At 70.5% G+C, this 24,913-nt stretch carries 23 protein-coding genes; 10 read left to right on the top strand and 13 right to left on the bottom strand.

Translation table 11 applies throughout. The annotated features are described in order from the left end of the window. Positions 1–8: 8 nt before the first annotated feature. Both LOK46_RS21730 and LOK46_RS21735 read right to left on the bottom strand, forming a co-directional pair. Positions 9–254 carry a hypothetical protein gene (locus tag LOK46_RS21730; RefSeq protein WP_273560486.1) on the bottom strand — a complete coding sequence of 82 codons (246 nt, stop codon included), beginning with the start codon at positions 252–254 and terminating at the stop codon, positions 9–11. Between the two features lie 281 nt (positions 255–535). After that, positions 536–1,363, bottom strand: coding sequence for a transglutaminase-like domain-containing protein (locus tag LOK46_RS21735; RefSeq protein WP_273560487.1), 828 nt, complete (start codon positions 1,361–1,363; stop codon positions 536–538). A gap of 187 nt (positions 1,364–1,550) precedes the next feature. On the opposite strand from LOK46_RS21735, the gene LOK46_RS21740 reads away from it, so the two are divergent. The 3 genes from LOK46_RS21740 to LOK46_RS21750 all read left to right on the top strand — a co-directional run bounded on the left by LOK46_RS21740 (position 1,551) and on the right by LOK46_RS21750 (position 5,480). After that, positions 1,551–3,509 carry an AI-2E family transporter gene (locus LOK46_RS21740; protein ID WP_273560488.1) on the top strand — a complete coding sequence of 653 codons (1,959 nt, stop codon included), beginning with the start codon at positions 1,551–1,553 and terminating at the stop codon, positions 3,507–3,509. Positions 3,510–3,807: 298 nt separating this feature from the next. Next, on the top strand, positions 3,808–5,007 hold the full coding sequence (locus tag LOK46_RS21745) for an alpha/beta hydrolase (RefSeq protein WP_273560489.1): 1,200 nt from the start codon (positions 3,808–3,810) through the stop codon (positions 5,005–5,007). A gap of 59 nt (positions 5,008–5,066) precedes the next feature. Further along, positions 5,067–5,480 (top strand): DUF1236 domain-containing protein, encoded by a 414-nt coding sequence (locus tag LOK46_RS21750; RefSeq protein WP_273560490.1) that lies wholly within the window; start codon positions 5,067–5,069, stop codon positions 5,478–5,480. On the opposite strand, the gene LOK46_RS21755 is transcribed toward LOK46_RS21750, so the two are convergent. Beyond that, positions 5,470–8,097: an ATP-binding protein gene (locus LOK46_RS21755; RefSeq protein ID WP_273560491.1), complete on the bottom strand. Its 2,628-nt coding sequence runs from the start codon at positions 8,095–8,097 to the stop codon at positions 5,470–5,472. The two genes, LOK46_RS21750 and LOK46_RS21755, sit on opposite strands and share 11 nt — an antisense overlap. Positions 8,098–8,753: 656 nt before the next feature. Here LOK46_RS21755 and LOK46_RS21760 point away from each other — a divergent pair. Further along, on the top strand, positions 8,754–9,266 hold the full coding sequence (locus LOK46_RS21760; protein WP_273560492.1) for a hypothetical protein: 513 nt from the start codon (positions 8,754–8,756) through the stop codon (positions 9,264–9,266). A 268-nt stretch (positions 9,267–9,534) separates the two neighbouring features. Here the strand turns inward: LOK46_RS21760 and LOK46_RS21765 are convergent, their stop codons facing one another. The 6 genes from LOK46_RS21765 to LOK46_RS21790 all read right to left on the bottom strand — a co-directional run bounded on the left by LOK46_RS21765 (position 9,535) and on the right by LOK46_RS21790 (position 11,683). Next, entirely contained in the window at positions 9,535–9,861 is a 327-nt protein-coding gene (locus LOK46_RS21765) for a GCG_CRPN prefix-to-repeats domain-containing protein (protein ID WP_273560493.1), read from the bottom strand. Between the two features lie 120 nt (positions 9,862–9,981). Then, complete coding sequence (locus LOK46_RS21770) at positions 9,982–10,143, bottom strand: hypothetical protein (protein ID WP_273560494.1); 162 nt, start codon at positions 10,141–10,143, stop codon at positions 9,982–9,984. A 37-nt stretch (positions 10,144–10,180) separates the two neighbouring features. Further along, a complete protein-coding gene (locus LOK46_RS21775) occupies positions 10,181–10,483 on the bottom strand; it encodes a hypothetical protein (RefSeq protein WP_273560495.1) in 303 nt (100 codons plus the stop codon). 72 nt (positions 10,484–10,555) lie between these two features. Beyond that, positions 10,556–10,816, bottom strand: a complete 261-nt coding sequence (locus tag LOK46_RS21780) for a hypothetical protein (protein WP_273560496.1) — start codon at positions 10,814–10,816, stop codon at positions 10,556–10,558. A gap of 40 nt (positions 10,817–10,856) precedes the next feature. After that, positions 10,857–11,342, bottom strand: a complete 486-nt coding sequence (locus tag LOK46_RS21785) for a hypothetical protein (protein WP_273560497.1) — start codon at positions 11,340–11,342, stop codon at positions 10,857–10,859. Positions 11,343–11,524: 182 nt separating this feature from the next. Continuing rightward, positions 11,525–11,683: a DUF3606 domain-containing protein gene (locus LOK46_RS21790; protein ID WP_243931462.1), complete on the bottom strand. Its 159-nt coding sequence runs from the start codon at positions 11,681–11,683 to the stop codon at positions 11,525–11,527. Between the two features lie 341 nt (positions 11,684–12,024). Here LOK46_RS21790 and LOK46_RS21795 point away from each other — a divergent pair, with 341 nt between their 5' ends. Next, positions 12,025–13,299: a cation:proton antiporter gene (locus LOK46_RS21795; protein ID WP_273560498.1), complete on the top strand. Its 1,275-nt coding sequence runs from the start codon at positions 12,025–12,027 to the stop codon at positions 13,297–13,299. 28 nt (positions 13,300–13,327) lie between these two features. Here LOK46_RS21795 and LOK46_RS21800 read toward each other — a convergent pair whose 3' ends face one another. After that, positions 13,328–14,290, bottom strand: coding sequence for a CorA family divalent cation transporter (locus LOK46_RS21800; RefSeq protein ID WP_273560499.1), 963 nt, complete (start codon positions 14,288–14,290; stop codon positions 13,328–13,330). 224 nt (positions 14,291–14,514) lie between these two features. Here LOK46_RS21800 and LOK46_RS21805 point away from each other — a divergent pair, with 224 nt between their 5' ends. Beyond that, a complete protein-coding gene (locus LOK46_RS21805) occupies positions 14,515–16,092 on the top strand; it encodes a carbohydrate porin (protein WP_443192832.1) in 1,578 nt (525 codons plus the stop codon). Positions 16,093–16,181: 89 nt separating this feature from the next. On the opposite strand, the gene LOK46_RS21810 is transcribed toward LOK46_RS21805, so the two are convergent. The 3 genes from LOK46_RS21810 to LOK46_RS21820 all read right to left on the bottom strand — a co-directional run bounded on the left by LOK46_RS21810 (position 16,182) and on the right by LOK46_RS21820 (position 19,791). Continuing rightward, positions 16,182–18,008: a cation:proton antiporter gene (locus LOK46_RS21810; RefSeq protein ID WP_273560500.1), complete on the bottom strand. Its 1,827-nt coding sequence runs from the start codon at positions 18,006–18,008 to the stop codon at positions 16,182–16,184. Positions 18,009–18,249: 241 nt separating this feature from the next. Next, positions 18,250–19,254, bottom strand: coding sequence for an HWE histidine kinase domain-containing protein (locus tag LOK46_RS21815; protein ID WP_273560501.1), 1,005 nt, complete (start codon positions 19,252–19,254; stop codon positions 18,250–18,252). 78 nt (positions 19,255–19,332) lie between these two features. After that, a complete protein-coding gene (locus tag LOK46_RS21820) occupies positions 19,333–19,791 on the bottom strand; it encodes an ATP-binding protein (protein ID WP_273560502.1) in 459 nt (152 codons plus the stop codon). Here LOK46_RS21820 and LOK46_RS21825 point away from each other — a divergent pair. The 4 genes from LOK46_RS21825 to LOK46_RS21840 are packed head-to-tail and all read left to right on the top strand — an operon-like array spanning position 19,752 to position 24,913. Then, entirely contained in the window at positions 19,752–21,788 is a 2,037-nt protein-coding gene (locus tag LOK46_RS21825) for a methyl-accepting chemotaxis protein (protein ID WP_337251948.1), read from the top strand. The two genes, LOK46_RS21820 and LOK46_RS21825, sit on opposite strands and share 40 nt — an antisense overlap. Beyond that, positions 21,781–23,268 (top strand): chemotaxis protein CheW, encoded by a 1,488-nt coding sequence (locus LOK46_RS21830; protein ID WP_273560503.1) that lies wholly within the window; start codon positions 21,781–21,783, stop codon positions 23,266–23,268. Before LOK46_RS21825 ends, LOK46_RS21830 begins: the two co-directional genes overlap by 8 nt. Further along, positions 23,265–24,377, top strand: a complete 1,113-nt coding sequence (gene cheB, locus LOK46_RS21835) for a chemotaxis-specific protein-glutamate methyltransferase CheB (protein ID WP_273560504.1) — start codon at positions 23,265–23,267, stop codon at positions 24,375–24,377. Before LOK46_RS21830 ends, cheB begins: the two co-directional genes overlap by 4 nt. Further along, complete coding sequence (locus tag LOK46_RS21840) at positions 24,377–24,913, top strand: HEAT repeat domain-containing protein (protein WP_273560505.1); 537 nt, start codon at positions 24,377–24,379, stop codon at positions 24,911–24,913. The genes cheB and LOK46_RS21840 overlap by 1 nt, the downstream gene beginning before the upstream one ends.

Raw genomic sequence — 24,913 nt, forward strand, 5'->3', positions numbered from 1 at the left:
AAGCTAAATCAGGCCATCAGGCGGTGGGTGTTATCCGCGACGAGCTCCCGGTAGCGGGCGATGACGTCACCTTGGCTGCCGCCCGCCATCAGGGTGTTGGTGGCCTCCATGGCCGCTACCACCTTCTCGCCAACCATCGAGACCATCTCCGCCTGGACCTCGGCGCCGCCCCAGGCGATCCGCACCAGCCGCAAGTCGATGACCTTTTGCGCCTCCACGGCGAGCAGGAACGCGGCATAGAACGGGTTCAGCATAACGGCTCCGGTTGGACGGTCGCATCCGACAACGCCCGGGCAGGAGCCTGATCCCTGCTGACGATGACACAGGCCGAGGCCGTCGCCGCGATACCGAAAGGCCCCCGCGCGAACGCAATCGCCCATAGCGCGGTGCTGCGTTCCCGGCATTCCGGCCAACCCGGCCGCCAAGCCGGCACATCCCAACCTTTCGCCGCCGCGCGGGCCAGGCGGCCATGGTCCGCGACCCGACACGGGAAGGCGCTCGCTTCGATGCCTCCCGCGGAACACCTTCCTCGCCGTCAGGTCCCCTCGACCACCTCGTCCGTGACGACCGTGAAGCCGGCGAGGGGCGAGGGTCCGAAGCTCGTCGTGATCGCGCAGTCCGTGGCGTCGCGACCGTAGGCCATGACGATGCGACCGATGCGCGGGTGATTGTGCCGGGCGTCAAACGTGTACCAGCGCGGTCCCGCCGGCCCGTCGAGGTACACCTCGAACCAAGCGGAGAAGTCCATCGGCGCGGGGTCCTTCGGCACTCCGATGTCGCCGAGGTAGCCGGTGGCGTAGCGCGCCGGGATGTTCATGCACCGGCAGAGCGTGATTGCCAGATGGGCGAAGTCCCGACAGACGCCGACCTGCTGGCCGTGGCCGTCGAAGGCGCTGCGGGTGGCGTCCGCCTGCATATAGTCGAAGCGCAGCCGACCGTGCGCGTAGTCGACGATGGCCTGGACACGGTTCCAGCCGGGGGCCACCCCGCCGAACAGGTTCCAGGCTGTCTGCGAGAGCTTGTCGGTGTCGCAGTAGCGCGAGCCCAGCAGGAAGGGCAGCGCCTCGTCCGGCAAGTCGTGGACTGGGATCTCGCGGGCGTCCGGCGCGTGGTCGTCGGGCCGGCCGTGGTCCTCGATCTCGAAGTCCGTCGACATGATGATGCGGCCGCCCGGGACGAGGATGCGCGTGGCGACGTTGCCGAACGGGTCGCGGAACCGCCTGGCCTCGACCGGCGGATCGAACGCGATGTCCTCGCGGCTGCGCAGGTCGGATTGCCGCTCGGGCCGGACGTTGAGCAGCAGCACCATCGAAGTCGGGGCGAACGTGTCGAGGGAGAGGGTGTAGCCGCAACGGATGCGCATGAACGGATCCCCAGATCGGAAACCTCAGCCCAGGCAAGATGTCCGCCAGGCCGTCGTTCCCCGATACGCGTGGGGCACCCGTCATTCGGTGGCGACGCACCCGTTCGAGGATTTGAGGGGACGAAACAGGGACGACGACGTTGGGAGGGGCATGCCGCGCGACATCCCGCGGCAAGGAGTCCAGCGTATGCCGACAGACATTGCGGGTGCCCCGAAGCAGCCCGCCCAGGTGCCCCCGCCGCTCGTGCCCGGGCTGCGCGGCCTCCTGACCCTCGCGGTCGGCGTCGTGCTGGTCGCGGCGCTCTACTTCGGGCGCGAGGTATTTGTCCCCCTCGTTCTGGCGGTGCTCCTCAGCTTCGTCCTGGGGCCGGTGGTCAACCTGCTGCGACGCCTAAGGCTTGGTCGGGTGCCCTCCGTCATCGTCGCCGTGCTGCTCGCCCTAGCGGTGCTCGGCGGCATCGGGGCGGTCATCGGCACCCAGGTCGCGGGGCTCGCCGGCAACCTGCCGCAATACCAGTCCACCGTGCAGAAGAAGTTCGCCGGCCTGCAGCAGGGCTGGCTCGGCGAGGCCAACCGGGTCATCGCCAAGTTCAGCCACCAGGTCCAGGACGCGACGCAGAAGGCCGACGCCGCCGGTACGTCCGCCGAGACGGGTCCCGCGGGCGAGACGCCCAAGGCGCAACTCGTCCGCGTCCAGGAGCCCGAGCTCTCGCCGTTGGCCCTGGCCGAGAAGGTGCTCGGCCCGGTCGTCGAGCCGCTGACCACGGTGGGCATCGTGCTCGTCGTGGTGGTGTTCCTGCTCCTGCAGCGCGAGGACCTGCGGAACCGCATGATCCGCCTGTTCGGGTCGAGCGACCTGCACCGCACGACCGTGGCGATGGACGACGCCGCGGGCCGGCTCGGGACCTACTTCCTAGCCCAGCTCGGCATGAACGCCGCCTTCGGCGTGCTGATCGGCATCGGCCTCTGGTTCATCGACGTGCCCAACCCGCTGCTGTGGGGCGTGCTCTCGGCCATCATGCGCTTCATCCCTTATATCGGCGCCATCGTCTCGGGCGTTTTTCCAGTGGCGCTCGCGGCCGCGGTCGACCCGGGCTGGTCGATGGTCATCGCCACCGCGGCGCTGTTCCTGATCGCCGAGCCCGTCTTCGGGCAGGTGGTCGAGCCGCTCCTCTACGGCCACTCCACCGGCCTCTCGCCCTTCGCGGTCATCGTCTCGACCCTGTTCTGGGGGTTCCTGTGGGGGCCCATCGGCCTGATCCTGGCCACCCCGTTCACGGTCTGCCTCGTCGTGCTCGGCCGCCACGTCGACAGTTTGGAGTTCCTCGACGTCCTGCTGGGCGACCGGCCGCCGCTGACGCCGGTGGAGAACTTCTACCAGCGCATGCTCGCCGGCGACCCGGACGAGGTCCGCGAGATCGCCGAGGGGATGCTGAAGGAGCGCTCGCTCTCCTCGTACTACGACGAGGTGGCACTCAAGGGCCTGCAGCTCGCCGCCAACGACTACGCCCGAGGGGTCGTAACACCGGCGCAGCTTGAGAACATCCGCTCCTCGTCGCGTTCCCTCGTCGAGGACTTCGAGGACCACGAAGACGGCGAGCCGAGCCAGGACGCGAAGGCCGTGAACCCGGCCGACACCCCGACGCTGGCCGAGAGGACGCACGCCAAGACCGAGGCCGTGCCCGGCCAGGCGGCGCCTCGCGAGGAGCTCCCGGATGGCTGGCGCGGGGAGACGCCGGTCCTCTGCCTCGCCGGCCGCGGCCCCCTCGACGAGGCGTCGTCCGCGATGCTGGCGCAACTGCTGCGCAAGCACGGCCTGGGGGCCCGGGTCGCCCCGTACCAAGCCGCCTCGCGCGAGGGCATCCGCGATCTTGACATGAAGGACGTGGCGATGGTCTGCGTCTCCTACCTCGACATCACCGGCAATCCCTCGCACCTGCGCTACCTGCTGGAGCGGTTGCGGCGGCGGGCGCCAGGCGTGCCGATCCTGGTCGGCCTGTGGCCGGTGGGCGAGAAGGTTCTCACCGACGCGGCCGTGGGGCGCGAGGTCGGCGCGGATGCCTACGTGTCGTCGCTACGCGAGGCGGTCGAAGCATGCCTCCGGTCTGCCGGCCACACGAGCCAGCCTGACCGGGACGCCGCATGAGCGGTCGGTTCGCAATCTTCCGAGACGAGACCGCCCCTTAAACGAAACCCAGTGAGACCATCGACCGGGCGCCGGGCGTGGGACCTGGCGACAATGACCGGACCCGGGTCCGCCGCAATCGGGTGGCATCCGGGTCCCGGGTAGGAATTGATAAACCATTATCCCGCCCTGCCTTGTCGAGGTTTGTCGGGGGACGCCGGTGTACGGGACGTTTGTGGGGCCACGTGGGGCAATCCGGGGCATCGTAGCCGCCGCAGCCCTCTCGCTCCTGGCCGGTTGCGCCGGTCGCCCCACCGGAGTGCTGCTTCCGGTCGCCGCCGTCGAAACGGCCCCCGGCACCTCGCTGGTCGACATGCTGGTGGCGACGACCCGCAAGTCGGCCAGCGACCGCGGCGTGCTGTTCTCCGGCGAGCGTGGCGACGCCGTCACCTATACCGACCTCGCCGTCTCCATCCCGCCCGACGCCACACGCCAGCCCGGCTCCGTGCAGTGGCCGAAGTCGCTCCCCGGGAACCCGGCCACCGATTTCGTCGCCCTGCGCGCCGATCCGGTCGACCGCTCGAAGGTCGCGGCCTGGACCGGCCGGGCCGTCCGACGCGGGGTCAAGCGCCACGTGCTGGTCTTCGTGCACGGCTTCAACAACAAGTTCGAGGACGCCGTCTTCCGCTTCGCGCAGATCGTCCACGATTCCGGGGCCGAGGTCGCGCCCGTGCTGTTCACGTGGCCGTCCAAGGGCAGCGTACTGGCCTACGGCTACGACCGGGAGAGCACCAACTTCTCGCGCAACGGCCTGGAGACGCTGCTGCGGGATCTGGCCAAGGATCCGAACGTCGGAGAGGTCACGGTGCTCGCACACTCGATGGGCAACTGGCTGACGCTGGAGAGCCTGCGCCAGATGGCCATCCGCGACCGGCGCGTGGCGCCCAAGATCCGCAACGTCATCCTCGCTGCCCCGGACGTCGACATGGACCTAGCCCGCGAGGCGTTCCGCGACATGGGTCCGGACCGGCCGCGCCTGACGCTGATGGTGTCGGGCGACGATCAGGCCTTGGCGGTGTCGCGGCTCGTCTGGGGGGACAGCGTGCGGCTGGGCGCCATCGACCCGTCCGTCGAGCCCTACAGGTCCGAGCTGGAGCGCCAGAACATCGGTGTCCTGAACCTCTCGTCCGTGAAGGGCGACGACCCGCTGAACCACGGCAAGTTCGCCTCCGGTGACGTTGTCGCCCTTTTGGGAAAGCGCCTCGCGGACGGCCAGCCGATCTCCGACGGGCAGGTCGGCATCGGCGACCGGCTGGTGAGCACGGCGGCCGGGGCCGCCTCCACGGTCGCGACCGGTGCGGCTCTGGCGGTCGCGGCCCCGGTGGCCATCGTCGACCCGCAGACGCGCGAGACCTACGGCGAGCACCTGTCCAACGTCGGCTCCGGCCTGCGGGACACGGTCGGTTCGACGGTCGACCTGGCCGGTGCACCCGTGCGGGCCATGACCGGCAGCCGCTGAGCCCTCGACCGGCGGGCAACGAGGACGCCGGGCCTACCGGCATCAGGGGGGAATGGAAGATGGCAGGCAAGGTGCGACTAGTGGTTGCGGCGGCGATGGTGGCATGGGCGGCGGCGGCCCAGGCCCAAGGGCTGGAACGCGGCGCGCAGGAAGGAGCGAACCGCGGCGAGATGATCGCCGTGCCGCTGGGCGCCGTCGTGGGCGGTGCGGTCGGTGCGGCGGTGGGCACGGCCAATGGCATCCTCGGCATCGACCGGCGTGAGCGCTTCCGCATCTACGCCACGGGCGAGCGGCGTCCGTCCTTCGCCTATCCGGGCACCCTTAAGGTCGGAACCGTGCTGCCTGATGACGGTGTCGTCTACTACGACGTGCCCCCCGAGTTCGCCCTGCCGCGCTACAACTACACCGTCGTGAACGACCATCCGGTGCTAGTGGACCCGCGCACACGCCGGGTTGTCGAGATCATCGACTAGGCGGCCCTCGCTCCGGGGCGACGGTCCGTGGGCGGAACCGGTCCATCACCGTGTGGAGTTCGTTCCAATCCACCGGCTTCTGCAGGTAGTCGGTGGCGCCCAGCGCGTAGGCGCGGCTCTGCTCGTCGAGGACCGTCACCATGACGACGGGCGTCTCCTGCAGGGCCGCATCGCGCCGGATGGTGCGCAGGACCGCCCACCCATCTATCTGAGGCATCGTCACGTCGAGGAGGATGACGCGCGGCACGAGGCTCCGGGCCTTGTCCAAGCCTTCCTTGCCATCCGCCGCCACCGCAACCCGGTATCCGTCCCGTTCCAGGAAGCGGGCCAGGAGTTCCCGCGTCGCCGCGTCGTCATCCACAACGAGGACGACACCGTCGCCGGCCGCATCCACGGTGATGGGACCCGCATCGTCGATTGCAGAGGGGACCTCATCGTTCGTGCCGGTGATGCACGTCGGCACCGAGACCGTGAAGGTCGTGCCCCGCCCCGGTTCGCTTGCCACCGCGATGTCTCCGCCCAGCATTCCCGCGAACGCCCGGGTGATGGACAGGCCGAGGCCCGTGCCGCCGAACCTGCGCGTGGTCGATGCGTCGGCCTGGGTGAAGCGCTCGAACAGCCGCGACTGCTGTTCCGGGGACATGCCGATGCCAGTGTCGGAGACCGCGAACGTCAGCCAGGCTCCTCCATCTCGTTCGTCCCGCGCCGCCGACAGCCTAACCTGCCCGTCCTCGGTGAACTTTGCCGCGTTGCTTAGGAGGTTGATCAGACACTGGCGCAGCTTGGTCACGTCGGTGCGCGCCTCGCCGAGGTCGGTGCCGAGGTCGAGGGTCAGCGTGTTGCCCTTGCGGGCGACGAGAGCCTCCACCGTCGAGGCGACGTCGCGGACCACTGTCTCGACCGCGAAGTCCTCGACGTAGGTCTCCATCCGCTCCGCCTCGATCTTCGAGAGGTCGAGGACGTCGTTGATGAGTCCGAGCAGGTGGCGCGCGTTCGCCTCGATCTTGCGCATGTCGGGCAGCAGGTCCTCCTGGCCGAGATCCTCCATCTCCTCCTGCAGCATCTCGGAATAGCCGATGACCGCCGAGAGCGGGGTGCGCAGCTCGTGGCTCATGTTCGCCAGGAACTCGCTCTTGGCCCTGTTGGCCTCCTCGGCGACCTTCTTGGCGGCGGCGAGGTCGAGCTCGTCCCGCTTACGCCCGTCGATATCGGTGACGACCACTACGCCACCCATCTGGCGGCCATCGTGGTCGAACATCGGGGCGGCGGTGAAATTGACCCAAGCACGCGTGCCGTCGCCCCGTTGGTAGTCGACCTCCAGTTCAGCCCGGCGCTCGCCGTCCCGGGTCACCCGCAGGAGCGGCCACTCGCCCAGGGCAACGGGGCGCCCGTCCGGGTGAAACCCGACCCAGCGGGCCGGCCCCTCGCCGGGCTGCGCCGGGGCCAGCCCGTGCCCGAGGATGGCGGCGGCGCGCGCATTGTGCCCTATGATACGGCCGGAAGGGGCCTGCGCGATCAGGACGCCGACAGGGAGCGTCTCCATCACGGTGCGCAGGGTCGCCTCGCCGGTACGGATGCCGCGCCGCGCCTCGGCCTCGCCGGCCTCGGCCAAGCCAGCTGGGACGGTCCCGGCGAAAAGGACGGCGACGCGCAGCTCCCGGCCCGTGAAGGCGCCGGGTCGGCTCGACTGGAGCTTCAGGACGCCGATGGTCTCGTTCCCTCGGGCGATGGGCACGCACACGGCCGACCGCAGGGCGAGCATCGGGACGAGCTCCTGCCTGACACGGGGGTCCAAGGTGACGTCCGGACAAAGCACCGGCTTGGAGGTCTTGAGGCAATGGCCCGATAGGCTGCCATCGACGGGTACCCGGAGGCCCGCATGGTCCGCGAGCGTCCCGCGTGTCGAGCGGTAGACGAGTTCGTCACCCTCGCGCATCTCGATGACGCCGCCCTCGGCCTGGGGCACCGCCTTCATCACACCGGCCACGAGGACGTCGAGGATGATGTCCCGGTCACCGTTCGCCCTGGTGATGGCCGCCTGCGTGGAGATCAGCGCGTTCTGCTGCGCGATCAGCGCCGCCTGGCCTGCGAGGACGCGCTCGCGCTCGACCATGGCTCGACGCAGGTCCATCTGGGTCATGACCTGACCGGCCAGCGCCCGGAGCGCCGTGGCGTGAGCCTCGGTCAGCCCGGCCGGACGCGGTTCGAGATCGATCACGCATAGGCTGCCGAGGCGCTCCCCTCCCGGTGCCTGCAAGGGGGCCCCAGCGTAGAAGCGCAGGTGCGGCTCGCCGGTGACGAGCGGGTTGTCGCGCGTCCGCGGGTCCTGCGTCAGGTCCGGAATGACCAGGAGGTCTGGCTCGGCCAGGGCATGCGCGCAGACCGACTTGTCCAACGTGGTCTCGCAGGGGTCGAAGCCCGAGCGGGCCTTGAACCACTGCCGGTCGCCCGCAACGAGGCTGACGAGGGACACGGGAACCGCGCAGGTCAGGCGCGCCAGCTCGACGATGTCGTCGAACCCCTGTTCTGGCGGCGTGTCGAGGATGGCATAGTCGTGCAGGGCGTCGAGGCGACGAGCGTTCCCGACTTCGGATGGCAGCGGCGTCGGATCGGTCATGGACGCCTCGCTGGCGGGGGGCCGGTGCGCTCGCCGACGCCAGGCTGCCTCGTGGCGGCGGCGCGTTCCGCTGGTGCGGTCGACAACACGGATGCCTCGCGGAGGTTGCGCGAGCGCGAACCGCCTAGGGACCCGAACCGCCGTGCTCCGACGGACCTTCCGCCCCGATCCCGGATCGTCCGGCACCGGCCGCCGGGATGCACGGTTCCCGGCGGCGTCCAGCTTGCAAGACTATCGCACGTTGATCGGACCCGGCGGCTGGGGCACCGGCGGCTCGTTCGGCGGCTCGCCCTCCGGAGGTGCCGGGTCGGGGGGCGGATCGCCGATGGGCGGCAACGGGTCGTCCCCAGGGCGTGGCGTATCCGATTGCATGGTTTGTCCCCCCTGTTCGCCCCCGAGGCGGGAGCGGACGTCAACGCGCGCGGCGCACGGCGGATGCGGTCCGCAGCTACGCATGGGCCCTGGCAGCGAAAGGCCCCGGGATCGCGGAACCCGTATGAAGTCGGCCGCGTGGTGGAAGCGACATGAAAAGGAACGGGTCACGACGGCGACACGGCACCGTCGTGTTCCCCCTTCCTCGTCCGAAGCATCGACACCCGCCGGGAACCCCGGGGCGTTTCGTGACCTGATCCCGTCCGCGCACTCAGGAGACCCGCATGCGCCTTGCCTTCGCCGCCCTCATCCTGTCGGTCATGTCCGTCTCCGCGGTCGCACAGACGCCCGAGGGAACGGTCGCCATCGGACCGTGGAAGGTCGAGGCGGTCTCGAAAGGGCAGAAATTCGAGCGCTGCACGATGACCAGAACCACCGACGACGGCGTCGAGGTCGAGTTTGCCCGCGACGCTGCCGGGCTCGATCTGACGATGAGCTCGCCGAAGTGGAAGCTCGGTCGCGGCAAGAGTTACCCGGTCGAGCTGGCCGCCGGATCCTCGGTCCTGCAGGCGACCGTCGCCGCGTCCGGCAACGCCGTGTCGCTGCCGGTCAAGGATGAGCGGTTCCTCAAGTCGCTGAAGCTCGCCGACGCCCTGGACGTGAAGGGTGAGGGCGCGACCATCAGGGTGGCGCTCGACAAGAGCGCCGCGGGGCTGGACCGGTTGGAGGCGTGCTACGCGAAGAACGGGTCGGCGACGGAGACCAATCCGTTCGTCGCTCTCAAGGCCAAGCCGTAGGCGTCAGGGTTGAGCCCCTGCCGCCGTTGCGGTGACGGGGGCATGTCCGTGCCGACTGACCGAACGACCTTTGGCGGCTCTTCCCTTGGACTGCCACGTGTGCCGCTACCACGCCTGGGCGACATCGCGAACATTAGTTGGGAAACCCGAGGTCGGACGATGCGGCTGAGACCGTGCGGCCTCGTCGTTCCCTTGCCCCTCGCTGCCGACGATGGGTTGACGTCAGATCGGCCAGGGACGCTCAGAGGCCGCCCCGGAAGCGCGCGGCTTAGTATCCGCCGTAGAACCGCCGCGGGCCATCGTAGCCGTTAGGGCCACGGCCGTAGCCGCCATACCCACCGTGGTCCGGGCCGCGGTAGCCGTATCCGTAATCGCCCCGCGGTCCGCCCCAGCCTCCCCGGCCCCAATCGTTCGGGCGGCAGCGCCCCCAGGGGTTGGGGTGGAAGCCGGGACCGCAGCCGCCGGCGACCCGCTCGACGAATGCCTCACGCTCGGGCGGCCCGAACCCGTATCCGACCGGGGCGGCAACGGCCGCCGAGGAGGCGAAACCTGCTCCGATCAAACCGGCGAGGCCCATCACCTTCAAGCCCATCATGACTGCAACTCCAAAGGCCCGCGGCCCGACCATGTCGGTCCGGATGGCTTGGAGAATGCTCCTGGACGGCTGACCTGGAACTGAGGAGCTCGTTCATCCGTCCGACGGGTGGCACCGCCCTCAGAGCCGCCCGGTCACCAGCAGCACGACCAGGACGATGATCAGGATGCCGCCCAGGCCGATGCCGCCGATGCCGTTGTAGCCGCCACCGTAGTAGCCGTAACCGCCGCCGCCGAGCGCTAGCACGATCAGCACGATGAGGAGGATGGTGACGAGGTTCATGCTCTGATCCTTGATCGGGTTTGGAAGCGACCGCCGGTCACCGTCCGTCGAGGGAAGGGCCGCCGGAGGTGCCGCCGGTGCCGGGTGGTCCACCTGTCGGGGTGCCGCCGATGTTCACGTCCGGCGTCGTGCCGGGCACCGACGAGTTGCTGGGGTTGGCCTCGTTGCCCCGTGTGATCGGACTAGGCCCAAGGTCCCGGGCGCCGGGACCGACGCCGCCGACGGTGGCGGGCGCGGTGACGCCGGTATTGCCAGCGCCACCCGTGGTGACCTGTTGGGCGCCGGCCGGACCGGCCACCATCACTCCCAGCGTGGCTAGGAGGACCAAGTTCGTTCGCATCGTCGAATCGCCCTTCCGCTTGCGGCGGGACCTTGCCCGCCGCCATTCCGAGACCATCGGCAGCCGTGTTCCTCAGTACCGGCCACGGGGCGGCACGCCATCCTCGAAGTCGCGGCGGCGCTCCTCCCGGCGGATGTCGTCCCGGATGGCGTCGCGCCGCTCCTCGCGAAGTTCATCCCGGCGCTCCTCCCGGCGGATGGCGTCGTACTCGCGCTCGCGCGGCGAGCGCGGGTCGACCCGGATGCCGCCGGGACCGATGTCGATGCTCTGCGCCAGGGCAGGCACGGCGGGGAACAGGCCGGCGACGAGGCCGGCGGCGAGCAGAGTTTTCATACGTCCTCTCCTGGGTTTATTAGGTTAGGCGGATCGGAGGTCAGCCCTCGTCATCACGCGCGAGCTCACGGCCCGGTACTTCCTGCGTCTCGACCTGTGTCGACCGAGCGTCCCTCGACGAGGTCTGTGCCGTCCTCGCGCGCGCCACCGTTGCCGGCTTCCCGTGGACCATCCGCTCGGCGGCCCTGGGCTGTCGTCGCGCCTCGGTGTACCGGGATTGACCGAAGGCGTTCGCCATCGACGCCGGCAGGATCGGCATCATCGTCATTCCGGCTGGTAGCGGCGCAGTCAGCCGCGGGGCCAACACCGCCATCTCCGACGACAGGGCACTCGGGCGCATGTACAGGCCGAAGGGCGGGTCGACCCTCGCTGTGACGGGAGTCGACGCTGCCCCGGACTGCGCCGGGACCGGTCGCGCGGCACGGGGCAGCTCCTCGAAGTTGCCTGGATGCAGCACGCGGGCGGCCACGAGAAGGCCGATGGCGGCGATGGCGGCGGTGCCCAGGGTGGACCGGTAGTGTTCCATGGCCCGGGTAACAGGTCACCAAAGTCAGCCGTTCCGCACCGGTCAAACGATGCGCAGGGGCGTGGCGTCGCCGCAACATCCGGTGTGAGCCACCCGAGATGGTCGGAGGCGTACCATGCGCGGAGGGGCCGGCCACGTGGGCCGATCCTCCCGCCGCCCCAGGGGCATACCGAGGACCGCGTTCAAGCGGGGCGCTTGAGGTGGCCTCGCAGCGTGCTGATACGGCTTCCGACGAGCCGCACGGCCTTGCGCAACTGGTCCTCGCTGACCCCGAACTGTCGTGCGTAGGTCTCGCGGCTGGATCGGTCGTGAATGTCGAGATGGGTGCGTTCGTCCTGCATGGTCATCGTCCGATTGATTGCCCCGGGAGGGTACCGGGAACGTCAATTGGCGAACGTCGGTCGAGGCCACGAGTTGCGCGGATCACCACCATGCTTCCGGTCATGCACAGGGACGTCGCCCGACCTTGTGCGACCGCGCCGGAGCCCCCCGCACCGTTCCGAATACGCCCTCCTCGCCAGGGGAATTGATAACGAGGCGGTTCCGGAAGCGCCTCCCGCCATGTCGGCGGCGCGATGCGGTCCCGGTCGCGCCGATCCGGGGAATGCCGGGGCAGACCGTACACTCATGGTGACAACGGACCGCCGCGGAACGGTTCCGCCCAGCACCGGTTCGCCAAGCGATGGAACCTCACGTCTTCGTCGTCGCCGGTTTCGGCGCACTCGTCCTGCTCACGGCGTGGTTGCCGATGGTCCTGCGGGCGCTGCCGCTGTCCCTCCCCATCTGCTGTGTCGTGGCGGGCGCGGCGCTGTCCCTCGTCCCACCTTTCGCCGGGCTGGCGCGACACCCGGCCGAGCACATTCGCTTGGTCGAGCACGCGACCGAGGCCGTCGTCGTCATCTCGTTGATGGGCGCCGGGCTGAAGATCGACCGGCTGATCGGCTGGAAGCGCTGGGCGACGACGTGGCGGATGCTCGGCATAGCCATGCCGCTGACCATCGCGGCCCTTGCCGTCCTGGCGTCCACCCTCCTCGGGCTCGGGGCGGCGGCGTCCCTGCTGCTCGGCGCGTCGCTCGCACCGACCGATCCGGTGCTCGCCTCCGACGTTCAGGTCGGGCATCCCTCGGAGGGGCAGGAGGACGAGATGCGGTTCGCGCTCACCTCCGAGGCCGGGTTGAACGACGGCCTCGCCTTCCCTTTCGTCAACCTCGCCATCGCCCTTGCCAGCGGTGGCCTGTCCCTCGGGCATTGGCTGGCCGTCGACGTCGCGTGGAAGGTCGCGGTCGGGGCGGTCCTGGGTGCGCTGGTCGGCCGGGCGCTGGGATGGCTGACCTTCCACCTGCCCAACGTCTCCAAGCTCTCGCGAACCGGCGACGGTTTCGTGGCGCTCGGTGTGACCTGCCTCGCCTACGGCATCGTCCAGGCGGTCGACGGCTACGGGTTCGTCGGGGTCTTCGCAGCGGCGTTGGCCTTGCGGGCATCGAACAGCGGCCACGACTACCATCGCAAGATGCACGACTACGCGGAGGAACTCGAACGCCTGCTGATGATGGTCCTCCTCGTGGGATTCGGCTTCGCGCTGACCGGTGGGGGGCTCCTGGGGGGCCTGACTTGGCCCGCGGCCGTCTTCGTGGTCCTCGCCCTGCTCATCGTCCGTCCCTTGTGCGGGTGGGTCGGACTGGCCGGTTCAGGGCTGCCGACCGAGGAACGGGCCGTGATCTCCTTCTTCGGCATCCGCGGCCTGGGCACGATGTACTACGTCGCGTACGCGTTCGGGCATGCTTCCTTCGAGGCGCCGGACCTTATCTGGGCGACGGTCGGACTGGCGGTGCTGGTCTCCATCGTCATGCACGGGATCACCGTCACGCCGGTGCTGCGCCACCTAGACCACCGCAGCGGCCGCGACACGGAGAGCGGCCAGCTCGACCTTGCGCTCCGGGACCCCCAGCCGCGGTGAACGGGACCGGATGTCCGGCGGATCATGGTCACCGTCTGGGACCGCGTATCCCGAGGCCCCGGATGACGGCGTAGGCCGCCACGGCCGACACCGCGGCGAGCACGGAGACGACACCGAACCCGTGGGGGGCATCGGTGAAGGGCAGGCCCTTGACGTTCATCCCGAACAGCCCGGTGATGAAGGTCGGGGGCAGGAACAGGGCCGAGAGGACCGACAGCGTGTAGAGCTGACGGTTCGCCTCCTCGGCCGTCCGCTCGGATACCTCCTCCTGAAGCAGCCGGGCACGCTCCGCCTGCAGGCTCATGTCGCGGTCGAGAGCGTCGAGCCGTTGCGCCAGGCGGGCCGCTGCGGCCATCGCCGGCCCGTGCACGTCCGCCGTTGCCCCGTCCGTCTCCAGGCGGTGGAACACCGCGGCGAGACCGGTGATCTGCCGATGCAGCCGCACCGCGTTGCGCCGCACCGGCCCGAGGCGGCGACGGTCGTCACGAGGGCGCCCGTCGAGGACGTGGTCCTCGATCCCGTCGAGGGCATCCGAGAGACGCTGCCCAGTCAATGCCATCGCCGAGACGACGTGACCGACCAGGATCTCCAGCAGCAGGACGGGTGAGGCGGCGGTGTCACCCCGACCGACCGCTTCCCGCGTCGCGTCCGGGCTCTCCGCCGGTCCACGTCGGCCGCTGACGAGGCTGCGTGGCCCCATGACGAAGTGGAGCCTGCCGGCAGGGACCGGCTTCGCGCCGGGCCTGGCGAGGTCGGCGACGACACCGGCGATGTGGTCGCCCTCGACCGTGACGCGCTGGTGCTCGTCGGGTGCGAACACCGCCTCGGCGAGCCGGGCAGGGCCGAGCTTGCCTTCACGCGAAGGCCGAACGAGGTCAGTAGCATCCAGATCGTAGTGCAGCCAGACGAAGCCGCCGCCGAACGCGTCGAGGTCCGCCGTCGCCTCCGACACCGTAATGGTCCGCCCCCGCCCCTCGGCATCGAACGCCATCGCCCAAAGAGGTTCCCCCGGTGTTCCCGGCCACTCACGACCGGCAGGGGGCGAGGTTGCCCCGGGACCATCCTCGTGCTGGTTCGACGGCTTCATCGGGTGTTTCCATTCGGGCTCGGCGAACGAGCGACCACGAACTGCGCCTTAGCCTGAGTGTTTCACGCGTCTCCGTATCTCCGGTATGGTGCGGCCCACACCCGAATCCAGGGCGACCAACAAGCGGCATGGCCGGCCCATCCGACATTCCAGCGCTACATAGTCATCGGGTTGAGGCCAGCCCGTTCAGCCCCGCGAACACGTCCATTCGCCGATCGCGTGGGAGTGCCCTGGACGTGAATGCGCGGGCATCCCTGATCCGGGTTACCGCCCTGATCCTCGGCTGCGTCCCGTTGGTTGCCGTTGCGCAGACGACCAACACCGGCGCGGGCGGTGACCCGCGCACGTCGGTGGCCCAGCCGGAGGTGTCCGGCAAGCCGTCGGCCGTGGCGACGACCTCGATCCAGGCGGTTCTGGGCGACGCGGCGGACCCGACGGGCCTGCGCCGGTACCTGTCCGACCGCGGGGTCGTCCTCAGCTTCAACGCCATCGCCGACATCCTCGGGGACACCAGCGGCGGTACGCGCCGGACCGCCACCGTCATCGGTCGCCTCGACATGCAGCTCGACGCCGACCTCGACCGCCTCGCGGGATGGAAAGGTTTGGCGTTCCGGGCCGAAGCCTTCCAGATCAACGGCGCCGGGCTGACGCGCGCGGCCGTCAACGACCTCGCGGTGGTGAGCGAACTGGAGGCGCTGCCGTCGACGCGCCTGTACGAACTGTGGGTCGAGCAGCAGCTCCTCGACGGCCAGCTCACCATCAAGCTGGGGCAAGTCGCGGCCGACACCGAGTTCCTGGTCAGCCAGACCGCGACGCTGTTCATCAACTCGACGTTCGGTTGGCCGACCCTCACCGGGACCAACCTTCCGAGCGGCGGCCCGGCCTACCCGTTCGGCGCCCCGGCGGTCCGCGCCAAGTACCTCCCGACCCCGAACCTCTCGTTCCAGGTCGGGCTGTTCGACGGAGACCCGGCCGGACCGGCGCAGGCGTGGAACGACCCGGACCCGCAGCGGCGGAACCGCACCGGAACGAACTTCCGCATGTCCGACCCGGCTTTCCTGATCGCCGAGGTCGCCTACGCCTACAACGTCCAGGAACGGGCCCGGACCGGTCAGGTCCTGGACGAGCCCGGGACGGTGACGTTCGGGGGCTGGCACCATTTCGGGCGGTTCGACTCGCTCCGGGTCGACGACACCGGCCACTCGCTCGCCGATCCCGCGACCACGGGCACCCCACGCCGGTTCCGCGGCGACGACGGCCTGTACGCGATGATCGACCAGACCGTGTACCGCGAGCCCGGCAAGGACGACGAGGGCGCCAGCGCCTTCGTCCGCGCCATGGCTTCGCCCGGCGACCGCAACTTGGTCGACCTCTACCTCGACGCCGGCATCGGCTACCGCGGCCTGCTGCCCGGGCGGTCGGACGATACCGCGGGCGTCGCCGTGTCCTACGCGCGCATCTCGCCCTCGGCCCGCGGCGCGGACCGCGACACGATCCTGGAGACGGGCATCGCGATGCCCCGGCGCCGGTTCGAGGCCCTGGTCGAGGCGACGTACCAGGCGGTTCTCGGCCCGGGCGTCACGGTGCAGCCGAACCTGCAGTACGTCTTCCACCCAGGCGGCAACGTCCCGGATCCACGCGACGAGCTCGGGCGCAGGATCAAGAACGCCACAGTGGTCGGCCTACGGGCGACGCTGACCTATTGAGCCGGGTTCGACAAGGGGTGGCTCACAGGAAAGACCATTCGGTCCGAGGGCGAACCCGTCTAGCCCGAATATCGTTCGAAGGCCCGTCGTCAGGCGTATACCGGTGCCGGTTCTTCCCCGACGTCAATGGTAGGGACGTTCGGCGGGGACAGGGTGAGCATGCGGTCCCCTTCGCCGAGGGCGGCACGCTCGTTGTCGGGCGACAGGAATTCGACCGATCCGTCCGTCCGGATGTTCAGCAGGGCAACCACGTCGGGCTGCGCCTCCGCGTTCGCGGGGACGACCTCGAACCGCCAACCGGCCTCGTGCCGCCCGGCGAGGGCATCGAAGTCGGCCTTGCCGTCACCGAACACCTTGCCGCGGGCGTCCCGGCTCACGCCAGTATCTTCGTGCAGGAGATGGTCCGCCGACAGCGCCAGTTGGTAGACCCGCTCGCGCCCGATCTCAGGGGCCAGCCTTGTGCACACCAGCGCGTTGTAAAGCTCGTCCCGGGTCGCCGCGAGCAGGTGGTCCGGGGGATGGTCGGCGAGCCCTTCTTCGGCATGCCTTGACAGGAGCTCGGCCTGCAGGGTCGGCACCCCCGCGTCACGGGCGGCCTGGAGGGTTCCCGGGAAGGTGTCCACCAGCACGACCGGTACCCCCGCGCGATGCAGCGCTATGACCATGTCGCTCGCCCATGGGGACGCGCCGACGACCGCGAGCCTTTGGGTCTCGGTCGCGGTCGACAGGCCCAGCCGCCGGGCCAGCGGGCCCAGCGAGAAGCCATGGAGGATGACGGTGGCAACGATGACCGCGAACACGGTGGGCTGGATCAGGTCGCCGCCGGCATAGCCCGCCTCGCTCAGGCGGGGCCCGGCCAGGCCGGCGACCGCGGCCGCGACGATGCCGCGGGGGCCTATCCAGCCTACGAACAGGCGCTCCCCCCGCGACAGGTCGCTGCCCAGCGTCGCGAGCCAGATGGCGGCCGGGCGGACCGCGAACAGGATGGCGGCCGTGAGGCCGAGGATGGGCAGGGACAGCTTGCCGAGGACGCCGAGGTCGAGGTCGGCGGTCAGCACGACGAACAGGCATGACACGAGCAGGACGACGAGAGCTTCCTTGAACCGTCGCAACTCCGCGAGGCCCGGCACGTGCCGGTTGGCCAGGGCGATGCCGAACACGGTGGCGCCGATCAGCCCGGCCTCGTGCATGAGCAGGTTCGGGACGACGTAGGCGACGAGGGCGAGGGCGAGCAGCACGGGCGTCTTGAGCGTTTCCGGGACGAGATCGCGCCGGAACGCCCAGGCGACCGCGAGGGCGAAGCCGACGCCGAGCCCGCCTGCCACGACCATCCCCTCGGCGAGGTGGAGCGCCAGGGCGACCGCCGGGGTCTCGTCCGCGCCATGTGGCACGCCGACGAGGATCTCGATGACGACAGCCGTGAGGATGGCCCCTACCGGGTCGTTGACGATGGCCTCCCACTTCAGGAACGCCGCCGAGCGTCGCTCAAGGCGCGCGTGGCGCAACAGGGGCAGGATCACCGTCGGGCCCGTCACGACGAGGATGGCGCCGAACACCGAGGCGGGCCCCCACATCATGCCGCCGATGAGATGGGCCGCTAGGGTGCCCAGGACGAAGTTGACCGGCAGCGCGAAGGCGGTGAGGCGGAGCACGCCCTCTCCCGAGGCCCTGAGTTCGCGGAAGTCGAGGGCGAGGCCACCCTCGAACACCACGATGGCGACAGCCAGCCCGATCAGCGGACGCAGGTTCTCACCGAAGTCGCGGGTCGGGTGCAGCAGGCTGAGCACGGGGCCGACGAGGAACCCGAGCGCGAGCAGCAGCACGATGGCGGGGATGCGCAGGCACGCGGCGAGCACCTGGGCAGCGATGCCACCGCCCACAATGCATAGCACCGCCGTCGCCAGACCGTATTCCATGCGCGATGCTCCGGACAGGCGTCCGGACCAGACTAGGGACGCCAGAACCAAGTTTGAGGGTGGGTGATGACTGTCACGCGTCGCGCGGCTTCCCACCGGAGAAGCGAGGGAGCTGGCACGTGCGTCAGGGCCAATCGCGGGACGGCGACACGGTTCCTTCTCATGCCCAATCGCGCGACCGCAGCGTCCTGCGTGTGCGGGGTCAGAAGCCCTCGTGCCAGTATGTCCCCCTCCGCCGGCCTCAGCTTTGACGGAGTGGTATGCGCACGCTGATCCGCAAACCGTCGGCGTCGAAGGCCACATCGACTTCCGCCGCCGTCTGCGCCGTGAGGATCTTGTTCAGGAGACGCGTGCCGAACCCCTCGCGCGTCGGCAGCGTCGGCGGCGGACCGTCGTGCTCATTCCAGGTCCAGAATAGTGACGGCCCGGTCGCGCCATCCTCGACGCTCCACGTCACCACGACCCGCCCGTTCGGATGACCCAACGCGCCGTGCCGCAGGGCATTTGTGGTCAGCTCGTGCAGGGCCATGCTGACCGGAACCGCGAGTTCGGAGGGCAGCCTCAAGTTCGGCCCGTCGAGCGCGATGCGTCCGCCGTCGTCATACGGGTCGAGCTCGGCCCGCAACAGCCCCTCGAACGAGGCGACCTGCGCCATGTCCTCCGTGATGAGGGCGTGCGTCCTGGCGAGCGACACGATCCGCCCGGTGAAGGCCCGCGAGAACTCGACCATCGACACCGACGAACGCATGGTCGCGTTCAGGACGGCCTGGACGGTCGCCAAGGTATTCTTCACCCGGTGATGGAGCTCGCGCACCATCAGCGCCTGCCGGTCCTCGAACGCCCGACGTTCGGTGATGTCGCGCTGCGCCGAGACCCAGTTGGTGATGCCTCCGTCCGCAGCCCGCACGGGCGTGATCAGCCACTCGACCCTGTAGGTCGACCCGTCCTTTCGGTAGTTGAGAGCCTCGCCCTGGAAGGCCTCCCCGGCGGTTAGCGACGCGCGTGCCGCGTCCAACGGCGGACGCTCTGTTTCCTGGCCTTGAAGGAACCGCGGCGAGCGTCCGACCACCTCGTGCGACTCATACCCGGTCAGGCGGGTGAAGGCCGGGTTGGCGTAGAGGATGGCCGGTCCGGGTTCGTCGAGGTCCGCGGTCGTTATCAGGATGGCCTCTCCGGTCGCCTCGACCGCAGCCTGTAGAAGTTGCAGGTTGATCCCGACTGAACCGTTCTCGTCTCGACGCGACACCGAAACGTACTCCCGACCGCCGTTCCACCACCTGGATCCCGCGACCGGATCCGGCGCGTCCAGGCATTCCCGAAAACACTAGAACTGACCGACCGTCCCACGGTTGCACCCGGCATACGGAGCTTCCGAGTTGCCTCGGGCGACGTTGCCGCCTGCCGGACTGACCTCTCTGTCGCGCAGCGACCCGGACATGGTCCGTGCATCGGAACGGGTGTCATCGGTCGCCGGCAACACGAAGCTGAAGGTCGTGCCGCGCCCCAAAGCGCTTCGCACTTCGAGGCGGTCGTCCTGACGCTCCACGCGATCCCGGCAAAGCAGCAAACCCAGTCCGCTACCGCGTCCGCCGGCGGTACCATGCGTGGTGACGCGCCTGTCCAGCCGGAACAGGTCGTCCACTCGACCGGGCGACATGCCGAGGCCGGTGTCGGTGACCGAGATTTCGATACCCGACGAAGTCCGCCCGGCGGCAATCGTGATTGATCCACCCGGCTCGCTGCTTGACCGAAGTCGGTGCTCGCTTAAGAAGCGTGGCATCATTTCCGAACCATCCCCTGAGCGGCATCCGGCAGGAAGGACGGTCGAACGCGGGTGACCGGTCCATGGCGCTGGTGAAGACGACGCGGCTCGTATCGCAGGCGGTGCCCGTCGAGGCGACCGAAGCCGAGGTCACGTCGCCACCCTCGCGGCAAGTACCCACGGCGGCACGGTCGCGCGAGCGTTCCCGTGCCCGGCGGGAGAAGGCCGCCGAACGGCTCGCGGCCGCGACCGAGGAACTCGCGGCCGGCGTGACGGAGGCGTCCTCCGCCGCCGAGGAGTTGCGCCGGGCGATGGAGCAGATCTCCGCCGGCGCGGAGGAGGCCGCGGGCGCGGCGCAGGAATCCCTGACCGCCATCACCGGCATCGTCGGACGCCTGTCCGAAGCCCGCGAGCGCGCCGACGCCTCGCGGCAGGCCACCACCGCGTTCCAGACGCTGCTCGCCGAGGCCGGCGTGCAGATTACGGCTTCGGTCTCGGCGGTCCGGACCAACTCCGAACGGCAGGCGGCGACGGTCGCGCTCATCGAGGAACTCGACCGCGGCGCGGCGAGCATCGGCGAGATTACCGGAACGGTCGAAAACGTCTCGGACCAGACCAACCTCCTGGCCCTGAACGCCGCCATCGAGGCGGCCCGGGCCGGTGAGCACGGACGCGGCTTCGCGGTCGTCGCCGACGAGGTGCGGGCTCTGGCCGAGACATCCGAGAGCAGCGCTGCCGAGGTCCGGACCTTGGCCGACGCCATCCGGACGGAGGTCCGGGGCATCGGCGAGACCATCCGCGCGGCGGCCCGAAAGGCGGCGGCGGAGGCCGAGGCCGGCGGTCGCGTAACCGACAGGCTGGACGGCGCGCGCGCGGACCTCGGCATGGTCGCGGAAGGCGCGCAGGCCATCCTCGCCGCCTCCGTCGAGGCGGAGACCGCGATCCGCGAGGCGCAGCGCGGGGCGGAGCAGATCGCGACCGCCGCCGAGCAGCAGGCCGCGGCGGCGGGCCAGGCTCAGCAGGCGGTGGCGCAGCAGGCGCAGTCCCTTGACCAGGCCCAGACGACGGCGCAGGCGCTGGCCGGCCTCGCCGAAGACCTGACCGGCGGCGGCTCGGCTGGGGTCGGCGCCGCGGAGGTGGGGTCGGCGGCGGAGGAGCTGTCCGCCACCGTACAGGAACTGTCGGGCGCGGCCGGGCAGATCCTCGCCGCCATCGACCAGATCAGCCGCGGCACCGGCATCCAGAGCGCCGCCGCGCAGCAGTCCAGCGCCGCGATGGGCCAGGTCGAGCGGAGCGCCACCGCCTCGAAGGCGAGTGCGACGAGCGCCGGCGAACGGGTCGCCGCCATCGCCGCCTCGCTGCAGGAGGGGCGCGCCGCGGTCGGCAGTCTCGCGGACGGCGTGGAACGGGCGCTCGACGACACCCGCGCCTGCCTCGGCCGCATCGGCGAGTTGGAGACCAGCAACCGCCGGATCGAGAAGATCGTCGGCACCATCGCGCTGGTGGCCGTGCAGGTGAACATGCTCGCGGTCAGCGGCGCCATCGAGGCCGCCCGCGCCGGCGAGGGCGGGCGGGGCTTCGCGGTCGTCTCGAACGACATCCGTGCGCTCGCCCGCGACGCGGCGGCGAACGCCGACCGCATCCGCGACACCGTGCGCGACATCCAGGACGGCGTCGCCGCGGTTCGGCGCGCCCTGGAGCAGGTCATCGCCGCGGGCGAGACGGAGGTGCAGCGCAACCGCGCCCTCGTCGCCGGCCTGGGTGGCGTCGAGGCCGACATCGCGGGTCTGGAGGCGGGGAACGCCGAGGTCACCGCGGGGGCCGACGCCATCGTCGTCGCCGCCCGCGAGGCGCTGAGGGGCTCGCAGCAGATCGCGGCCGCGGCCGAGCAGGCCGACCGCGCCTCCAGCGAGGCGGCGACCGCGGCGCGCGAACAATCGCGCGGCGCCGAGGATCTCGCGGCGAGCATCGAGGAGATCGCCTCGTTGGCCGACGAGCTGCAGGCCTCGGATGCGTGAGGCCGGGACGGGAGCCGCCAGCCAGGGCGACGGGCGCTACCTCGTCTTCTGCCTCGGGGCAGACGACTACGCCCTCGACGCGGGCGCCGTCCGGGAACTGCTGCGACCGCCGCCGCTGACTCGCGTGCCCGGGGCGCCGGCCGCCCTGTCGGGGTTGGCGAACCTACGCGGCGCCGCGCTGCCCGTGCTCGACCTGCGCCGGATCGTGACCCCCGACAGGGAGCCCGGCACCGAGCCGTCACGCGTAGTGGTAGCGGACGCGGGCGAACCGGTCGGCCTGCTGGTGGACCGTGTCGTCGCGTTCGCCGGTGGAAGGGTGGAAGCCGGGGAAGGCGACCCCGCGGGGACCCGACGACTGACGCTCTCGTCCGACGCCGGCGCGGCCCGCCTGATCGATCTGCCGGCCTTGGTCGCCGGAGCGTTCCCCCGCCGGGTTCGCGCACCGGGACAGGTTTCGCGACAGGCGTCGCCCGACGTCGGGGCCGGGCAGGCCGAGCGCATCTCCCTGGTCTCCTTCGTGGCGGGCGGCCGAACCTACGCGTTGCCTCTGGAGCACGTCGCGGAGGTGATGGGCCTGCCCTCGGAGATCGTTCCGGTACCCGGGGCCGGTGAGGGTTCGCTGGGGGTGGTCGCGCTGCGCGACGGCGTGCTGCCGCTTTTGGGCCTCGCCGCCCTGCTGGGTTACGGTGGGTTCACGCCGGCCGCCGAGGCACGTGTGGTCGTGGCCCGCGCCGCAAGTGCGCAGGTCGGCTTGGTCGTCGATGCGCTCGGGCCGATCATGCGGCTGGCGCCGGAGGCGGTCGAGCCCGTCCCGGCGGCCCTGCGTCGCGGTGGGGCGACCGCCGTCGAGGCCATCTGCCGGATCGACGCCGGCGTTAGGTTGGTCTCGGTCCTCTCCGTGGACCTGCTTCTGAAGGGTGCGACCGTGACCGCCACGTCCGAGCGAGCCGCCGACGTCGAGGATCCAAACGCCCCCGACGCGGATGCATCGACGGAGCAGTTCGTGGTCTTTCACCTGGCAGGGGAGAGCTACGGGCTGCCGGTGTCCGCGGTTCGCGAGGTCCTTCGTGTCCCGAAAACCATGACGCGGCTGCCGCGCTCCCCGGACCTCGTCGCCGGGGCCGTCGACGTCCGCGGTACGGTTCTGGCCGTCATCGACCAGCGCAGACGCTTCGGGCTGCCGCCTGGCGAGCCCGACGCCAGGCGACGCATCGTCGTGCTCGACGGCGGGGGAACGGCGGCCGGTCTGCTGGTGGACGGCGTCTCGCGCCTGCTGCGCCTCCCGGCGACCGCCGTTCGTCCCACACCGGACCTCTCGGGGGAAGCCGGTGCGGCGGTTGACCGCGTCGCCACCCTGGAGAACGGCGAGCTTCTACCCATCGTCGACGCGCGGGCCCTCCTTGCGGGCACGGAACAGGCGATCCGCGCGGTGGCGAGGCGACCCGACGGCCGGGGGACGAAGGCGAACGGCGCGGCATGATCCGCTTGCTGGTGGTCGACGACTCGGCCCTGATGCGCAAGCTCCTCGGCAGCGTGTTCGCGGCCGAGGGAGATTTCGAGGTCGCCTTCGCCCGGGACGGCGACGAGGCGCTGGCCGAGCTCGGTCGGTTCCTACCTGACGTCGTCACGCTCGACGTCAACATGCCGGGCCTCGACGGTCTCGCCTGCCTCGACCGGATCATGCTGGATAGGCCGACGCCGACGGTGATGGTGTCGTCCCTCACGGCGGACGGCGCGGAGGTCACCCTCGACGCGCTGGACCGGGGTGCCATCGATTTCGTGGCCAAACCCGGGGGCGCGGTCTCGCTGGAGATGGATCGCCTGGGCCCGTTGATCGTGTCGAAGGTCCGGGCGGCTGCCCGTGCCCGACTACGCCCCACCCTGCGCCTCGCGGATCGCGTCCGGGCGAGGACTACGAGCTTCGAGGGCGGTCGGGCCGAGCGTCCGCGCGTGAAGGGCCGCCAAATTGTACGGCCGCCATCGCCAAGTCCCGGGCCCGCCCCCGTCCCCGGGGCGGTCGATGGCATCGTCCTGGTCGGGACGTCGACCGGGGGGCCGCCCGCCCTTGACGCGCTGCTCTCCGGGCTGCCTGCCGACTTCCCTTGGCCGGTCGTCGTCGCCCAGCACATGCCGGGCAGCTTCACCGGTCCCTTGGCCCGACGGCTCGACGGCCTCTGCGCCCTCCGCGTGCAGGAGGCCGCACGGCCGATGCCGCTCGCCCCGGGCAACGTCTACGTCGGCAAGGGGGACGCGGACGTGACGCTTGCTCGGCGACCGTCCGGGCTGGTCGTGCAACCCGTCCCGGCGCACGCGGATTACCTGTGGCATCCAAGCGTCGACCGCCTCGTCGCGAGCGCCCTCGACTTGGTCGATCCGGCGCGCCTCGTCGGCGTGCTGATGACCGGCATGGGCCGGGACGGGGCCGTGACCATGTCCGAAATGCGCCGACGCGGCGGGCGAACCATCGCCGAGAGCGAGGAGACGGCGGTGGTCTGGGGCATGCCGGGAGAGCTGGTCCGGGCCGGCGGCGCCAGCGTCGTTACGCCCCTCGACGACATCGCCGGAGCGCTCCTCGAAATGGTACCTTGATGCCGCTTGTCCGACGCGACCCCATTCCCGCCGCGAAGGCGGTCGGCGCGGCCTCCGAGGACCCCCGGGACCTCGCCGCCGCCCTCGGCAGGGAAAAGAACTTGCGGAGCCGCGAGGCCATCCTCGCCAGGTTCCTCGCCATTGCCAACGACGCGGCCGCCGCGGCGCTGGCCGGCCATCTCCGCTCGGAGGATGCCGGCCTTCGCAACGCCTGCATAGAGACGCTGCAGGCCATGCCGGGCCCCGCGCTGTCGGTCCTCCCCGACCTGCTCGCCGATCCGGACGCGGACGTCAGGCTTCTTGCGACGGAAATCGCCCGGACGCAGCCTACTGGAACGGCGAACGACCTGCTGGCTCGGTTCCTGGAGGGCGAGACCCATCCGAACGTCTGCGGGGCCGCGGTCGAGGTCCTGGCCGAGGTCGGCTCGCCGGAGGCGGTGCCGGCCCTGACGGCGGCGAAGGCACGTTTCGCGGACGAGGCGTTCCTCTCCATGGCGATCGACACCGTGCTGGCCCGCATCGGATCGGGGCGTTGA

Source organism: Methylobacterium sp. NMS14P, from assembly GCF_028583545.1.
Lineage (GTDB): Bacteria > Pseudomonadota > Alphaproteobacteria > Rhizobiales > Beijerinckiaceae > Methylobacterium.

Coding starts and splice junctions, on each gene's coding strand:
- LOK46_RS21730 (WP_273560486.1), bottom strand. CDS start 254: ATGCTGAACCCGTTCTATGCCGCGTTCCTGCTCGCCGTGGAGGCGCAA.
- LOK46_RS21735 (WP_273560487.1), bottom strand. CDS start 1,363: ATGCGCATCCGTTGCGGCTACACCCTCTCCCTCGACACGTTCGCCCCG.
- LOK46_RS21740 (WP_273560488.1), top strand. CDS start 1,551: ATGCCGACAGACATTGCGGGTGCCCCGAAGCAGCCCGCCCAGGTGCCC.
- LOK46_RS21750 (WP_273560490.1), top strand. CDS start 5,067: ATGGCAGGCAAGGTGCGACTAGTGGTTGCGGCGGCGATGGTGGCATGG.
- LOK46_RS21755 (WP_273560491.1), bottom strand. CDS start 8,097: ATGACCGATCCGACGCCGCTGCCATCCGAAGTCGGGAACGCTCGTCGC.
- LOK46_RS21760 (WP_273560492.1), top strand. CDS start 8,754: ATGCGCCTTGCCTTCGCCGCCCTCATCCTGTCGGTCATGTCCGTCTCC.
- LOK46_RS21765 (WP_273560493.1), bottom strand. CDS start 9,861: ATGATGGGCTTGAAGGTGATGGGCCTCGCCGGTTTGATCGGAGCAGGT.
- LOK46_RS21770 (WP_273560494.1), bottom strand. CDS start 10,143: ATGAACCTCGTCACCATCCTCCTCATCGTGCTGATCGTGCTAGCGCTC.
- LOK46_RS21775 (WP_273560495.1), bottom strand. CDS start 10,483: ATGCGAACGAACTTGGTCCTCCTAGCCACGCTGGGAGTGATGGTGGCC.
- LOK46_RS21780 (WP_273560496.1), bottom strand. CDS start 10,816: ATGAAAACTCTGCTCGCCGCCGGCCTCGTCGCCGGCCTGTTCCCCGCC.
- LOK46_RS21785 (WP_273560497.1), bottom strand. CDS start 11,342: ATGGAACACTACCGGTCCACCCTGGGCACCGCCGCCATCGCCGCCATC.
- LOK46_RS21790 (WP_243931462.1), bottom strand. CDS start 11,683: ATGCAGGACGAACGCACCCATCTCGACATTCACGACCGATCCAGCCGC.
- LOK46_RS21795 (WP_273560498.1), top strand. CDS start 12,025: ATGGAACCTCACGTCTTCGTCGTCGCCGGTTTCGGCGCACTCGTCCTG.
- LOK46_RS21800 (WP_273560499.1), bottom strand. CDS start 14,290: ATGGCGTTCGATGCCGAGGGGCGGGGGCGGACCATTACGGTGTCGGAG.
- LOK46_RS21805 (WP_443192832.1), top strand. CDS start 14,515: ATGGCCGGCCCATCCGACATTCCAGCGCTACATAGTCATCGGGTTGAG.
- LOK46_RS21810 (WP_273560500.1), bottom strand. CDS start 18,008: ATGGAATACGGTCTGGCGACGGCGGTGCTATGCATTGTGGGCGGTGGC.
- LOK46_RS21820 (WP_273560502.1), bottom strand. CDS start 19,791: ATGATGCCACGCTTCTTAAGCGAGCACCGACTTCGGTCAAGCAGCGAG.
- LOK46_RS21830 (WP_273560503.1), top strand. CDS start 21,781: ATGCGTGAGGCCGGGACGGGAGCCGCCAGCCAGGGCGACGGGCGCTAC.
- cheB (WP_273560504.1), top strand. CDS start 23,265: ATGATCCGCTTGCTGGTGGTCGACGACTCGGCCCTGATGCGCAAGCTC.
- LOK46_RS21840 (WP_273560505.1), top strand. CDS start 24,377: ATGCCGCTTGTCCGACGCGACCCCATTCCCGCCGCGAAGGCGGTCGGC.